The following is a 13553-nucleotide window of genomic DNA, read 5'->3' on the forward strand; positions in this document are numbered from 1 at the left end:
CGCCGGCGTAGGTCTGACGGGCTGGTCCACCACAGCGACCGCGGAGTGCAATACCTAGCCATCCGTTACACCCAGCGGCTCGCCGAGACCGGCGGGGTCACCTCGGGCGGATCCACCGGCGACTCCTGCGACAACGCGATGGCCGAGGCGTTCGACTCGCTCTACAAAGCCGAACTCGTCCACAACAAGGGTCCCTGGCGCGGTCTCGACGACCTGGAAATCGCGACCGTCGAGTACATCGACTGGTACAACACCCAGCGCCTGCACAGCGAACTCGGACACGTCCCGCCCGCCGAGTACGAAGGGGCGCCGCTCGTTGCACGATCGGGCAACGAGGCAACGGCGCATGCGATAGCACGTCTTTACGGGTGTTCAGGACAAACCCAGGAGGCGAGACCCATGAAGACGCCCTCCGGTTCGAAGAGGTCAGTAGGGCTGGTGACCAGCGGAAAACGCATGGGGATGCCGGTGGTGACCGGAACGGCACTCCGGGGGATGTGCTGACCGGGTGTTCGGGTAGCCCGCCCGCTTCTCCGGTCGGTGGCTCTGGAGGGGGCGCACCGGTCGCGGCGACGCAGGCTGGGTCGTGCACGGACCAGCGTGACTACGCGGGGGATCCGCGTTCGAACGCGGAGATCAATTCGATTGGTGCCCGACCGGCAAATGCCCGCCACCCCGGCACTGACCTCCCGGATCAGGGCATGCCGCCGAGCTCCGGACCTACGTACGGCGCATCCGAGGCAACAGTGTGATCTGGGTTCTCTCTGCTCCTGTCGGGCCGGCGGCGCGTCGGATCGGCCGGGCATCGGCAATGGCGACGCGGACGGGCGTACAACCGAATGCAGGAACGAGAACAGGGTGCGTGTGGTGACAGTGGACAGTCGACTAGGAGTACTTGTGGAAAACGAACGGTCTGGTGCCGTGGGTCTTCGCCGCGTGTTTCGTGCAGGAATCCTGGCGGCGGTGGGAATCGGTCTTTCGCTGGGGCTGACCGCGTGCAACGGGAAACTCGGTTCGGAGAGCGGGACTGCGGTGCCGGTTTCTCCGGCGCAGGGTCAGGTCGCCGCTTCTGTGCCGTCGGCGACCTCGGAAAGCGCGAGCATCCCGAGTGGCGGTCATACTGCCGGCCTCGCGGTGGTCAAGTGGGTCACCCAGGTCCTCAACGAGGACTATGCCAAGGCCTGCCGGTCGAGTGCGGCCGTGGCGCCGCCAGAGGCCGGAGACCCGGCGAAGATGTGCGCGAGCGACGGTGACGCTGTCACCGCGATGAAGCAGCTCCACGACTCGTGGGCCAAGCCGGGCATTCCGCTGCCGCCCGAGGTGAACGTCGAAGTCGACGACGTCGCCGTACAGGGCGATTCCGCCTCGGTGTCGGACACTTCGATCAAGATCGGTGACAAGACGCTGCGTGACCTCGAGCTGATCGGCTCATCGGGTGATACGAGCTCGTTCACCCTTACTTTGAGGGTGAAGAAGAAGGAAGACGTGTGGTACGTGGGCGACATGAACATTCATATCTGACGGCGGTTCCTTCACCGGGGCCGCCTGAGGGTAGATCCGCCGTCCGTCAATGTGGACAGTCCGCTCTCGGCCGCCACCGCGGACCGCGACCAGTGCGCGGCGTCGACGGGGGTCCGCTCCAGGTTGGCCACCAGCACCCTCCTCGACCTGCTCGTCGGCGATCGTGCGCAGGCGCCCGGACGTGGCTCGTCCGGGGAACAGCCGCCACTTGCCCACGTCTGCGGCAAGATCCCCCGATCCGGGCCACATCCTGGTTGGAGCCGCCGTTCGCGCACCCGAGCACGATCCGCGCGGCTGCGCCAATGCCTGCGACGATTCCGGCCGCCGTGTCCACCGTCGAAGCGTCTCGCGTTCCCCGTCGGTCTACGCCACCGCGGCCATCGATCGTCGGCGGTACTCATCCAGGATGTCCTCGGCGAGTTGCTCTCGTCGGAAACCGATGGTCCACCCCGGTGAGCCTGGCCGATATCGGCTTTTACCTCTCAGCTTGCGCGGGCTCGCAAGCCTCGGCTCCCGTCACGTACTGCGGTTCCTTCGCCGCAACGGGCAGGCGCGCCGGCAGCACCCCATGTCCGAGGGCAACCCAGGCGGTGCTGACTTGGCCGCCCGAACCAACGTGAGTATCCTTGCAGAGAAGGTGAACGGAACGTCCATTCGAGTTCGAAGTCGCTTTTCTTCTTGTCTGCCAGCTGGATGCCTTCCACAAGGCCGTACTCCTGGGAACGAAACATCTGGTCCACAGTTCGACTGATCGTGAGGGTGAGATGAGACCGTTGGGGACGTCCGACCCCGCGAAGGTCGGACCGTACCGGACGATTGCCGAACTGGGCCAGGGGGGAATGGGCCGGGTGTTGCTGTGCGCCGCTCCGGATGGACGGCTGGTCGCGCTCAAGCAGGTGCATTCGCGGTTCGTCCAGGATGACGAGTACCGGTCACGGTTCCGTCGCGAGGTGGCTGCTTCCCGCAAGGTGTCCGGCGCCTATACCGCTGCGGTGATCGACGCAGATGTTGACGTGCAAGCACCGTATCTCGTTTCGGTGTTCGTGCCCGGGCCGTCACTGCGCGCGATGGTGGACGCGATCGGCCCGCTGCCGGAAGAATCAACTTTTCGCTTGGCTGCGGGACTTGCTGCCGCGCTGATCGAGATCCACCGTGTCGGCTTGATACATCGCGATCTCAAGCCGACAAACGTTCTGCTCGCCGCGGATGGCCCGAGGGTGATCGACTTCGGCATCGCGCGGGCCGCCGATGGCAACGGCAGCACGTTGACCGGCTCCGGTCAGGTAGTCGGTTCGCCCGGATACATGTCGCCGGAACAGGTCATGGGGCAGCCGACAACCCCGGCCAGCGACGTGTTCTGCCTGGGTGCGGTGCTGTTTTTGGCCTGTACCGGGCATGATCCGTTCAGCGGCGCCTCTGCCCTGCAGACCCTGTACAACGTTGTGCATTCCGAACCAGACCTCAGCGCGATCCCGCTGCGACTACGTGAGGTCGTCCGCAGGTGCCTGGACAAAGACCCGGTGCAGCGGCCCACCGCGGCCCGGCTACTGACGTTGATCGGGGAGGTCCTGCCGTCGGAGTCGGCTTGGCCGCCCGCGATGCACGAACTCGTCACGCGACAGCAAGCTGACCTTCGCCGGCTGCTCACGGGGGCCGGTGACGGACACACCCTGTTGGAGAATGTGCCATTGCCCCTTGCCTCGACACTGCAGACAGCCAGTCCGGCTGCCACGCCGGCATCCCGGGGGCGACCCGGCCGCCGGCGCTGGCCTATTGCAGCTGGGGGTGTAGCCGCGGTCGCCATTCTGGTAGCAGCAGTGATCCTGGGCTACAGCTATGGCGGCACAACCGACCCGGCTGCTGCTGGTCCAAGGAACACGGCCGGCACAACGCCGCCCCCCGCGTCAGGCCGCAGCACCGAAACGCCACCAGCCGCATCGAAATCGATCTTCGCGACTTCGCTGTGGGCCGGCGAGCTGCCTCCCGGGTACACGTTGTGTGCTCCCGAAGGGCAAAATTGCTCACCGAGCGGTACCCAGGTGATCGCCTTCGGCGCGGGTACGTACTCGTACCAGGTGATCACCGGTCCGGCCTTGTGCTCGTCGGCCACCTTCGGCGGCCGTGATCCGGCCCCGGGAATCCTGAAGTCGTGTTATCTGGCGCCGCTCGGTGGTCCCGGCGGGTACACGTCCTGCGCGACTGATAAGGCCACCTGCACTGTCGATGGAACGCGGGAAGTGGCCTTCGGCGCCAACGGCGCCTTCCGTTTCAAGACCATCACCGGCGAGACCGACTGCATCGCGACCGCATTCGGCGGTGATCCACTGGTCGGCGTTCCGAAGAATTGTTATACAGCTCCGAACGGTCCGCCGGGCACCTGGATTCAATGCGCATCCCAGAATGGCTCATGTGCTGTCACGGGTGCGCAGCCGGTTGCCTATGGCGCAAACGGAGCTTACGCCTTCGGTACATCAAACGGTGCCACCGTCTGCGACGTCAGCACGTTCGGAAACGATCCGATTTACGGCACAGAAAAGCAATGTTACTCCCGGACTGGACCGCCGGCCGGATTTCCCGTCGAGTGCGCTGAGGAGACCAAGAATTGTTCCTTCGCCAACGAGCAAACGGTGGCCTTCGGCGCGAATGGCACCTATCTGTATCGAACTTTCAGTGGCGGCACCCCCTGTATGGCCTCAGTCTTTGGCGCTGACCCGTTGGCGAACGTTCCGAAGTTCTGTTACCTGACGCATTAGTTCTGCAATGGCATTTGGATGGCGTGTGGTAGATCGTCCTTGCTGGGTCGATGTGGTGACGGATCGGGTGCATGAGGGGATCGCGGGCCGGATCGCACAGTCGGAGCCGCGGGCCGAGCGCTCCGCTTCAGGGTTGGTCGAAGAGGGACGGGTAGGTCGTCTCGCCGGTGAACAGGGCCGGGTCGTCCCCGGCCACCGCCCTGCGCGCGTCGAACGGGGGAACTCGCCGCGCACCCGCTGAGCGGTCCGATGACCGCGGGCTGGGCCAGAGGTGTGACAAATCGATCGCTCACGTCGCCACCTGCACGAGCTATGACAGTGAGTAGTCGCCTGCAAGTGGACGGTCATGTTTCGCGTGTTCCGTATGGGGATGTCCTCAACGCGAGCGCCGTCAGCCGGCAAAGCGGAGCACTACTGCTCGAGCCGGGCGCCCCGTCGCCAGACCGCGCGGGTGTTGAGCGTGTCGCCGATGGTCGTCGTCGGGTCGCCGTCGACGAGCACGAGGTCGGCGCGGAGTCCTTCGGCGATCCGGCCCCGGTCGCCGAGCCCGAAGCGGCGGGCCGTGGTCGCTGTCGCGGCGCGCAGCGCCTGCGCGGGTGTCAGTCCGGCCGCTACGAGGTACTGCAGTTCGTGGTGCAGGCTGGCTCCGTGTACCAGGCCGCCGAAGAACGTCTCGGCCATGGAAGCATCGGTGCCGGCCAGGACGTCCACACCCGCGTCGGCCAGTGCCCGGACGGTTTCCAGGACGTCTTCGAGCTTGCCCTGCGGATAGCGGTTGTAGCTGGACCGCAGGGTTTCCTCCCACTTGCCGTCGAGGCGCCGGGCGACGCGGGGGTCGTCGGCGAGGTCGCTGCCGGTGATGCCCATCATCGACGCGTCGAGGCAGACGCACGGCACGACGAACATGCCCGCTTCGGCGATCAGGTCCACGAGCTCCGCGGTGTGCGGCCGGTCCATGAACACGTGGACGACGCCGTCGATGCCGGCTTCGGCGGCCATCCGGGTGGCGTCGAGGGTCAGCGTGTGCGCCACCGTGAGGGCGCCGTGCTTCTTGGCCTCGGCGACACCTGCGTCGAGCGTGGCCTGGTCGAGCATCGGCAGCCCCGGGTGCCCTTCGACGCTGCCGTCGTCGATCATGAACTTGATGTAGTCCGAGCCCCGCGCCAGGAGCTGCGGGACGAACGCGGCGGCCTGGTCCGGGGTGGTGGAGAACGGCATCAGTGGCATGACCGGCGGCAGGTCGCCGGCCGGCCGGAACCCTTCGGGCATCAGTTCGCTGGGGTGGCCGCCGGGCGGAGTGATGGCGAAGCCGGATGACCGGATGTCGGCCACCGTGTCGTCCTCGGTGATGTGCGCCCGGTTCTCGCGGGTGTTGAGGCCCTGCATCTCGAGTTCGGTGGTGACGCCGAAGCGCAGGGCCAGTGCCTGGGAGCCGGGCGCGGAGTGGACGTGCGCGTCGATCAGTCCGGGCAGCAGGGTCGCGCCCCGGCCGTCGACGACCTCGGCGCCGCCCGGTACCTCGCCGCCGACCTGGCGGATCTTCCGGCCGTCGAGGACGACGGTCTGTACCCCCAGTGTCTTCTCCCCGTCGAAGACCCGGGCTCCGGTGATGGCGGTGGTGGCCATGGCGGCCTCGCTTTCTCGCTCGCAGTTACATACCTGATGCTATGCACTTTATGACTGGTATGCAAATGTGCGGAGTACTACGATCTGTGAGGTGAGCAGTTCCGCCGAAGACGCCCTGCTGGACCAGATCGGCCCGGCCCTGTCCCGGCTGCGCCGGCGCACCCCGGCCACGAGTCGTGACGTGTCTCGCAACCTGGTGCTGAACGTGGTCGCCGACGCCCCGGGCGAGATGACCGTCGGGGGGCTGGCCGCGGAGATGGGCGTCGCGCAGCCGGTGGCCAGCCGGACGGTCGCGGCTTGCATCGCCGAGGGCCTGCTGCGGCGGGCGGCCTCCCAGGCCGACGGCCGCCGGACCGTGATCGAGCTCACCGATCGTGGTGAGGCCGAGCGCATCCGCTTCGCCACCGATCAGCGCGCGGCCTTCGAGGACATCACAGCCGCCTGGGCGCCGGAGGAACGCACCCAGTTCGCGCGGCTCCTCGTCCGCTACGCCACAGACGCCGGCGCCTGGTCTCGCCGCCGAGCCTCGGGCGGCGAGTAAAGGCAGCTTCCATCGATGACCGAACCGCCGGGACGAAGCTGGAGGAGAAATCGGTCGCACCTCGGCCACCAGTTCCGCACCGAACACCTCGGACGGGCCCATCGACTCGAAGGCCTCGATCTCGGAACCCGGCACTGCCCGTCCTGAACCACCACACCGTCCCGGCTCGTGACCGGCGTCATCCTCACGAGCGAGACGTCGAGCGCCATGAGCTTCGACTACGTCGTCCGCAGCGTCGGGTGCTCCCCGGCGCTCGTCCGAGACCGGCCCGTAAGTCAAAATGCACTCATCCCCACACTGGAGGTTCCATGCCCAAGGGCTACTGGGTCAGCGTCTACCGCACCATTTCGGACCCCGAGAAGCTGGCTGCCTACAACAAACTGGCCGGTCCGGCCGTCAGAGCCGCGGGCGGTCGGACCTTCGTCCGCGACGGCCGGGTCGTGGCACACGACGCCGGCATCGCCGAGCGCACCATCCTGATCGAGTTCGACAGCTTCGAACAGGCGGTCGCCGCACGTGCGAGTGCGGCCTACCAGGAAGCGCTGGCCGCACTTGCCGACGGCGTCGAGCGCGACTTCCGCATCGTCGAAGGCCTCGACTGACGATCGACGCCGCGTCGGCGACGAACACGAAGCCGACTGCCGGGATCACCGCGCCGCGGCACAGAGTGGTGCGATCAGGGCTCGGTCGAGGCGTTCTTCGGGGGCCGTGTTCTGTCTGGCCACCGAATGGGGCCAGGGTCCCGCCGATGTCGGGCGCCGTCGCCGGCCCTGTGCTCGCTCATCGGTATGAGCCCGCGTCTTGACTTGGTGCCGATGACGCGCCTGATCTTCCTTGCGAGTCAGGTGATCCGGCGGTGGGTCCTCAGGTCGACGACGTCACCAAGCCGTCTCAGCCGCTACGAACTCCGCCGAGCTCCTCCTCCATGTGGATTTCGGTGAAGACGTAGCCCTCGGGGATGACGTGGAAGGGGTGCTTGGTCGCGAAGGTGGCGTTGAGCGTGATCTTGCCGGTCCTGGCCCACCAATAACCGTTGGAGTGGGACATGTACCCGGCGGCCCTGATCCGCTCGGCGAGCGCCCGCCGGACCTCGGCCACCGTGCCGGGGCGGATGGTCTGCAGGTACATCGAAGCCTGGTGGCCGATGACCGCCCACCGCCGCCGTCTCTCACGCACCAGCTCGCCGTCGCGCGCGCCGATCTGCGCGGCCAGTTTCCGCATCTCGCGCCACCGCCGCCGGATCGTGAACTCCATGCTGTACCCGGACACGACGACCAGGAACGTGAAGACGAGCGCGATCGGGAACGCCCAGAGCAGCCACGGCCAGTAGTCCGTCCAGAGCCACAGCCCGGTCGCCAGCAGGAAGTACGACAGCGGCAGCCAATAACGTCCACGCATCCGGCGCCTCCCCAGGTCGGCCTCCTCCTGACACGGTACGCGCGAGCGCTCCGATCAGGCGTGCGCCGGAACCGGGGCATCGCCGATCCGGCGGACCCGCGTCATCTGCCGGCGGTGCGGGAGGACGTCCGGAGAGCCGGCTCCGGTGCGCGATCGACCTGAAGCCGCGACCGTGCGGTCTGATGCCGCCGAACATCCGCTCATCGGCATGCGCGGGCACCGTGCTGGTGTCGACCGCGCCGCGGCCGGATGCTCGGCGTCGTGTGGTTGGTCGGGGGATGGGGAATTCGGTGAGGAGCACGATCGTGCCGGTGGCGTCGGTGGGCGCGACAAGTGGTGTCCTGCTCGTCGCGCAGTTCCCAGGTGAGGCCGGTGGCGAGCCGGCGACCGTCCGGCCCGGACGCTCGGTGGCCTGCCCGCGGCGTTGGTGTTTCATCCACTCCGGCGTCACCGGCCTTCCGTCGAGTTGTCCTGCGTCGCGAGCCGACTTCCCAACGCGCGTAACGGATCCGCGGAAACCATGCCGACAGACCGTTCGAGCCGGGCCGGGTCCGGGGAGCTCACGCCTCGATGGGAGGTGTCGGGGTTCCCGAGCGCTTACCGGCAACCGCGGAACGTCCGTGTGGCCGAACGGCGGGCGGCGGGTTCCGAGGTGTGGAAGGTTGGCGACATGACACTGCCGGCCCTGCCCGAGGAGTCCTTCCACCGCGTGCTCTGCGTCGTCGCGCACCCTGACGACATGGAGTACGGCGCATCCGCGGCGGTTGCTCGCTGGACCGCGCGCGGCATCGAGGTCGGCTACCTCCTGCTCACCCGCGGCGAGGCCGGCATGCCGAACCCTCCCGAGGAGACCGCGCGCCTGCGTGTCGCCGAGCAGCAGGCCGCCTGTGCTGTCGTCGGTGTCACGCACCTGACCGTCCTCGAACACCCGGACGGCGTGCTCGTCTACGGCCTCGATCTGCGCCGGGACATCTGCCGGGAGATCCGCCGGTTCAAGCCCGACGTCGTCCTCGGCACCGGTTACGAGATCGAGACGCCCTATGGCTTCGACCAGGCCGACCACCGCGCGGCCGGACTCGCGACGCTCGACGCGGTGCGCGACGCGGGCAACCGGTGGGTCTTCCCGGAGCAGGTCGACGACGAGGATCTCGAACCGCACTCGGTGCGCTGGTTCATCCGCCCCGGTCTCGCCGGCCTCGCGACGCACGGCGTCGAGGTCACGGGTGAGCCGCTGCGCCGCGGCATCGCCTCGCTCGAAGCGCACGCCGCGTACCTGGCCGCGCTCCCGGACCACCCGGCCCCGGAAGACTTCATCCCGAAGTTCACCGCGATGAGCGGCAAGGCCATGGGCGTCGAGCACGCCGTCCTGTTCCGCGCCCACGACCTGCAGTCGCCACCGGAGCTCTCCACCGAAACCGTGCCGGACTGAGCGTTCACCGAGCCGTGATCGCGACCCGAGACCCTGTCTGCTCTGCGTCGCCTCGGGTTGCCCTCGCATCGGCATGACAGGACGTTGGTAGACGCGCGGCGGCCTATGCCGGGGCGAGTGCCCGGCGCCAGTAGCCCGTGACGCTGCGGCGGACCTGCTCGACGTCGACACCGCTCGGGTCCAGCAGTCGCTGCAGGGCGATCCCGCGTAGCTGTCCGACGATGGCGACCGCGACGTCCCCGGGCCGCAGACCGGGGTCGGCGAGACCGTCCGCGATGCCGGCCTCGATGTCGTCGCGCAGGTCGGCGCGGAAGGCGTCGTCGCGCTCGCGGAAGATCGTGGCCAAGTCGGGTTGGGTGGCGGCCTCGGCCCACAGCAGCAGGAAGGCTTGGTTGAACACGTCGAGGCGGGCGAGTTCACCGAGGTAGCCGTCGACCAGCCGCAGGAGACGGTCCAGCCCGGGCGGCAGGTCGTCGAGGCCCGGCACGAACCCCGCCTGCGTCGTCCGGGCGAGCCGTTCCACCAGTGCCTGCTTGCCGCCGAAATGGTGGGTGACGATGCCGCGGCTGTAGCCGGCGCGTTCCCCGACCCGCGCCAGCGTCAGTGAGCGAACGCCGTGCTCGACGACCAGTTCGGCGGCGGCGGTCAGCAGCGCGGCTTCGGCCTGGTCTCGGCGTTCCTGCTGGGTGCGGCGGGTAGTGGCCATGCCCCGGAGTCTAGCAAAGTAACTTGCGTGTCGACCAACAAGTATGTGTAAGGTGACCGGCGTACCGACTCCAGGAGGTCCTGATGATCGAAATCGACGACCGCGCACTCGAGACCCTGCTCGTCGACGACCCGGGCGGCCCGGTGGTGATGCTCAACCTGCTGCGATTCCGCCCGGACGGCGGCCGTGAGAGCTACCAGCGCTACGCGGAGGCGCTCAGCCGGACGATCAACGCCCGCTACGGCCTGAGCCTGGAGTACCTGGGTGACGGCGGCCGGGCGCTGGTCGCCGAGGACGGCCAGGCCTGGGACATGGTGGTGCTCGTGCGCTACCCGGACCGGCAGGCGTTCGCCGCCATGATCCGCGACCCCGACTACCAGGCGGTCGCCCACCTGCGCAGCGCGGCGCTGGTGGAATCGGTGCTGCAGCCGACCACGCCGTTCGCCGTCTGATGCCCGCGGTCTTCGTCCACGGAAACCCGGAGACGACGGCGGCCTGGGAACCGCTGCTGGCCGAGCTCGCGGGCGTCCGGTCCGACCTGATCTGCTTGTCACCACCCGGTTTCGGCGCGCCGCTGCCCGCCGGGTTCGGCGCCACCCAGGCGGACTACCGGGACTGGCTCGTCGAGGAGCTGACGGCGCTGGACGAGCCCGTGGACCTGGTCGGGCACGACTGGGGCGGCGGGCACGTCGTGAACGTGGTGCTGAGCCGCCCGGACCTCGTCCGCAGCTGGGTCAGCGACGTGCTCGGGATCTACGACCCCGGCTACCGGTGGCACGAGCCGGCCCGCCGGTGGCAGACACCGGGTGCCGGCGAGGCCGACGTCGCCGCGCGGTTCGGCGGTACGGCCGAGGAGCGCGCGGAGGTGCTGGCGGAGCGGGGGGTGAGCAGGCGAGTCGCGGCTCGCGTCGCGGCCGGGCAGGACGCTGCGATGGGACGGGCGGTCCTCGCGCTGTACCGCTCGGCCGCCGATCCGGGCACGCTCGGGCTCGGGCTGGACCTGGAGCGCGCGGCGGCGCGTCCGGGGCTGGCGATCCTGGCCACCGCGGACCAGGCCGTCGGCACCGACGGGCAGCGTCGACGAGCTGCCGGCCGCGCGGGTGCCCGGGTGGAAGTTCTCGAAGGCTTGGGCCACTGGTGGATGACCGAAGACCCGGCCCGTGGCGCCGCGGTCCTGACCGGCTTCTGGGCCACGGTCCGGTGAGCGCGGACCCGGGACAGGAGGAGTTGTGAAGTCCGAGTCGCGTGTCGCGGAGCTCTTCGAACGCTACCGGCCGGAGTGGTCGGTTCAGGCGATCTCCGACAGTGCCGGAATGCCCGCCCGGTTCTTGCAGTCGTGGGTCACGCCGGAGATGGCCGGCCCTCCGACCGCGCCCCCGCCGGAGTCCGTTCTGCTGCGGTTGGCGGCGGCGCTGGGTGCGGATTTCCCGGCGGTCCAGCAGGCGTTCACGGCCGCCTGGAACACCCTCGACGGCGGTTATCGGAACCATTTCGCCGCGGGCGACCGGGTGCTGGTGTTCGGCGCGCCCGACCCGGCGACCGGCAGCCGGCGAGTGCGGCGTGGAACGGTGCTCGCCCCGCTTTCCCCCGACACCATCAGGATCGGATTCGGGGCCGAGGGGCACGGGGAGTTTTCGTCGGCCGATCGGGTGCGGGTCACCCACGTGGCCGGTACCTGCCGGTGTGTGGTCGCGATCTCGTCGAGGAGGCCGCTACCGCGCGGGACCTGAACCGCCTTCGCGGCTTTCCCGGCCGCTCGACGCGTCGCTCGGCTCAGCTGTAATCGTCGCCTCCCGCGTTTCGGCTGATCCTCGTCCGCCACCGGACGATCACGGCTCGGCGTGGGCCGTGGTCGTCCGGTGGCGGTGGGGCTCAGGAGCAGGACACTCCGTTCAGCGTGGGGGACAGGAAGGGCGGGGTGCCGCCGCTGTAGTCCGCGTTGTAGCCGACGGTCGCGGTGCCACCGGTGCCGAGCTTGCCGTTCCACGAGGCGTTGACGACCCGTACGGTGTCGCCGGTGTCGGTCCAGGTCGCGTTCCAGCCCTGGCCGACGGTCACCCCCGGCGCGGAGAACGTCAGTGTCCAGCCGTCGAGGGGCGTTCCCCGGTTCTCGATGACGACCTCGCCGGTGTAACCGTTCTGCCACGAGCTGACCACCCGGTGCGTCACCGTGCACGAGCCGTTGCCCGTCGGGGTCGTCGGCGTTGTCGGCGTTGTCGGGGTTGTCGCGGTCGTGGTGGCGCTCGTCGGCGTGGTGCTGGCCGGCGGCGCACCGGCGGCCGCCAGGTCGTAGGCCCGCTGCGGGACGAACTGCCCGGCCGCGGCGAGGCAGCCGTCGGCTTCGCCCGGTGGCTTGACCCAGAGGTACGCGGCGATCTGCGCGTCACCCGTGGCGTCGGTGCTGGGCGTGCCGATGGCCCGTCCCGCCGGGTCGCACCACTCGCTGCCCAGCGGCCCGTTGCCGTTGCGGCTCGTGTCGATCACCGCGCGCAGCCGCCCGTCGCCCACCGCGTTCAGCACCGCCTTGGCGAAGCCCGCCTCGTCGCCGGTCGAGCGGTAGTTGGACACGTTGGTGGCGATGCCGTCGGCGCTGTTCGAGATGTCCGCGGCGCGCACCCGCGACGCGGCCTCGGCGGGTGAAAGCCACGCGGAGTGGCCGATGTCGAAGTACACCTTCGTCTGCGTCGAACCGGACTTGAGTTTCTTGCCCGCGTAGGCCACCGACGCCTTGGTCTGGTTCTGCTGGTCGGCCGACTGGCAGTTCGACATCAGCGCGAGCACGTCGGGCTCCAGCACGATCGCCGCGGGGCGGCCCGCGATGCCGGCGGCCACCTGGTCGATCCACGCCCGGTAGGCGTCGTGGGACGGCGCGCCGCCGCCACTGGCCCCGCCGCAGTCGCGGTTCGGGATGTCGTAGACGACCATGATCGGGACCTTGCCCGCAGCCGCGGCGGAGCCGACGTAGGCGTCGACCTCGGCGCGCACCGCCGAGGTGTTGGTGGTGGTGAACCACCTTCCCTGCGGGGTGGCGGCGACGCGGTCCCGGATCATCGGTGTCCGCGAGTCGCCGGGGTTCGCGGCGACCCACTGGGCCGCGTTCGTGCCCGGGTCGACGTAGAACGGCGAGGAGGCGGCCTGGGCGCTGCCACCGACCGTGAGTGCGGTGGCGCCGGCGAGGAGCGTCGCGCCGAGGGCCGCGACGGCGAACTTGGTGCTTCTCTTCCCGGGCCCGCCGGGGATCCGGTCCGGCCGGCCGTCTCGCGCGGCCGGATGGGTGGTGCGTCCGTGGGGAACGCGTACCTGTTTCGTCGCTCTCATGAGTCCTCACAGCGTCGTCGGCGTTGGCGACTGGGAGCGCTCCCATATCGGCCCACTGTAACCGGCGTGAGGCGGACGGGAAAGGGGTCCTTCGGTCCCGGCTGTCTTCCGGGCGGGCAGGAAGCCGCGGCGCGGAGGGGAACCGGCCGGACCGTGGTGCGGGAGGCCGGCAAGATCCTCTCGGCGATCGGCCGGGTGTGAGCCGGCCGGTTCGACCGCGGTGACGTCGACTTCCCCTCGGCATCGCCACCGCCTCGCGGC

The 13553-nt window shown here is 69.2% G+C and carries 13 protein-coding genes; 9 read left to right on the forward strand and 4 right to left on the reverse strand.

Annotation, left to right across the window (positions count from 1 at the left end):
* Nucleotides 1-45: 45 nt before the first annotated feature.
* From OHS18_RS48695 to OHS18_RS46560, 3 genes are all read left to right on the forward strand, one after another.
* The gene (locus tag OHS18_RS48695) at nt 46-504 is read left to right on the forward strand and encodes an integrase core domain-containing protein (RefSeq protein WP_442875322.1); all 459 of its coding nucleotides are present in this window, start codon (nt 46-48) and stop codon (nt 502-504) included.
* A 393-nt stretch (nt 505-897) separates the two neighbouring features.
* Complete coding sequence (locus OHS18_RS46555) at nt 898-1521, forward strand: hypothetical protein (protein ID WP_328615113.1); 624 nt, start codon at nt 898-900, stop codon at nt 1519-1521.
* A gap of 773 nt (nt 1522-2294) precedes the next feature.
* Nucleotides 2295-4274 carry a serine/threonine protein kinase gene (locus OHS18_RS46560; RefSeq protein ID WP_328615114.1) on the forward strand — a complete coding sequence of 660 codons (1980 nt, stop codon included), beginning with the start codon at nt 2295-2297 and terminating at the stop codon, nt 4272-4274.
* Between the two features lie 411 nt (nt 4275-4685).
* On the opposite strand, the gene OHS18_RS46565 is transcribed toward OHS18_RS46560, so the two are convergent.
* Nucleotides 4686-5900 carry an amidohydrolase family protein gene (locus OHS18_RS46565; protein WP_328615115.1) on the reverse strand — a complete coding sequence of 405 codons (1215 nt, stop codon included), beginning with the start codon at nt 5898-5900 and terminating at the stop codon, nt 4686-4688.
* 91 nt (nt 5901-5991) lie between these two features.
* Here OHS18_RS46565 and OHS18_RS46570 point away from each other — a divergent pair, with 91 nt between their 5' ends.
* Together OHS18_RS46570 and OHS18_RS46575 are read left to right on the forward strand one after the other, a co-directional pair.
* Nucleotides 5992-6441 carry a MarR family winged helix-turn-helix transcriptional regulator gene (locus OHS18_RS46570; RefSeq protein ID WP_328615116.1) on the forward strand — a complete coding sequence of 150 codons (450 nt, stop codon included), beginning with the start codon at nt 5992-5994 and terminating at the stop codon, nt 6439-6441.
* A 308-nt stretch (nt 6442-6749) separates the two neighbouring features.
* The gene (locus OHS18_RS46575) at nt 6750-7043 is read left to right on the forward strand and encodes a DUF1330 domain-containing protein (RefSeq protein ID WP_328615117.1); all 294 of its coding nucleotides are present in this window, start codon (nt 6750-6752) and stop codon (nt 7041-7043) included.
* 289 nt (nt 7044-7332) lie between these two features.
* On the opposite strand, the gene OHS18_RS46580 is transcribed toward OHS18_RS46575, so the two are convergent.
* Entirely contained in the window at nt 7333-7839 is a 507-nt protein-coding gene (locus tag OHS18_RS46580; RefSeq protein WP_328615118.1) for a hypothetical protein, read from the reverse strand.
* 670 nt (nt 7840-8509) lie between these two features.
* On the opposite strand from OHS18_RS46580, the gene OHS18_RS46585 reads away from it, so the two are divergent.
* Complete coding sequence (locus OHS18_RS46585) at nt 8510-9268, forward strand: PIG-L deacetylase family protein (protein ID WP_328615119.1); 759 nt, start codon at nt 8510-8512, stop codon at nt 9266-9268.
* Nucleotides 9269-9371: 103 nt separating this feature from the next.
* On the opposite strand, the gene OHS18_RS46590 is transcribed toward OHS18_RS46585, so the two are convergent.
* A complete protein-coding gene (locus tag OHS18_RS46590; protein ID WP_328458101.1) occupies nt 9372-9974 on the reverse strand; it encodes a TetR/AcrR family transcriptional regulator in 603 nt (200 codons plus the stop codon).
* A gap of 83 nt (nt 9975-10057) precedes the next feature.
* On the opposite strand from OHS18_RS46590, the gene OHS18_RS46595 reads away from it, so the two are divergent.
* The 3 genes from OHS18_RS46595 (at nt 10058) to OHS18_RS46605 (ending at nt 11704) form a co-directional block, all read left to right on the forward strand.
* On the forward strand, nt 10058-10426 hold the full coding sequence (locus OHS18_RS46595) for a DUF1330 domain-containing protein (RefSeq protein WP_328458099.1): 369 nt from the start codon (nt 10058-10060) through the stop codon (nt 10424-10426).
* The gene (locus OHS18_RS46600) at nt 10426-11178 is read left to right on the forward strand and encodes an alpha/beta fold hydrolase (protein ID WP_328615120.1); all 753 of its coding nucleotides are present in this window, start codon (nt 10426-10428) and stop codon (nt 11176-11178) included. Before OHS18_RS46595 ends, OHS18_RS46600 begins: the two co-directional genes overlap by 1 nt.
* Nucleotides 11179-11374: 196 nt before the next feature.
* Nucleotides 11375-11704, forward strand: coding sequence for a hypothetical protein (locus tag OHS18_RS46605; RefSeq protein WP_328615121.1), 330 nt, complete (start codon nt 11375-11377; stop codon nt 11702-11704).
* A gap of 142 nt (nt 11705-11846) precedes the next feature.
* On the opposite strand, the gene OHS18_RS46610 is transcribed toward OHS18_RS46605, so the two are convergent.
* Nucleotides 11847-13292 carry a glycoside hydrolase family 6 protein gene (locus OHS18_RS46610; protein WP_328615122.1) on the reverse strand — a complete coding sequence of 482 codons (1446 nt, stop codon included), beginning with the start codon at nt 13290-13292 and terminating at the stop codon, nt 11847-11849.
* Nucleotides 13293-13553: the final 261 nt, after the last annotated feature.

Source organism: Amycolatopsis sp. NBC_00355 (genome assembly GCF_036104975.1).
GTDB lineage: Bacteria > Actinomycetota > Actinomycetes > Mycobacteriales > Pseudonocardiaceae > Amycolatopsis.

What these genes read in the sequence shown, in the direction of transcription:
- OHS18_RS46565 (WP_328615115.1), bottom strand. Translation starts at nt 5,900, where the DNA reads ATGGCCACCACCGCCATCACCGGAGCCCGGGTCTTCGACGGGGAGAAG.
- OHS18_RS46575 (WP_328615117.1), top strand. Translation starts at nt 6,750, where the DNA reads ATGCCCAAGGGCTACTGGGTCAGCGTCTACCGCACCATTTCGGACCCC.
- OHS18_RS46580 (WP_328615118.1), bottom strand. Translation starts at nt 7,839, where the DNA reads ATGCGTGGACGTTATTGGCTGCCGCTGTCGTACTTCCTGCTGGCGACC.
- OHS18_RS46585 (WP_328615119.1), top strand. Translation starts at nt 8,510, where the DNA reads ATGACACTGCCGGCCCTGCCCGAGGAGTCCTTCCACCGCGTGCTCTGC.
- OHS18_RS46590 (WP_328458101.1), bottom strand. Translation starts at nt 9,974, where the DNA reads ATGGCCACTACCCGCCGCACCCAGCAGGAACGCCGAGACCAGGCCGAA.
- OHS18_RS46595 (WP_328458099.1), top strand. Translation starts at nt 10,058, where the DNA reads ATGATCGAAATCGACGACCGCGCACTCGAGACCCTGCTCGTCGACGAC.
- OHS18_RS46600 (WP_328615120.1), top strand. Translation starts at nt 10,426, where the DNA reads ATGCCCGCGGTCTTCGTCCACGGAAACCCGGAGACGACGGCGGCCTGG.
- OHS18_RS46610 (WP_328615122.1), bottom strand. Translation starts at nt 13,292, where the DNA reads ATGAGAGCGACGAAACAGGTACGCGTTCCCCACGGACGCACCACCCAT.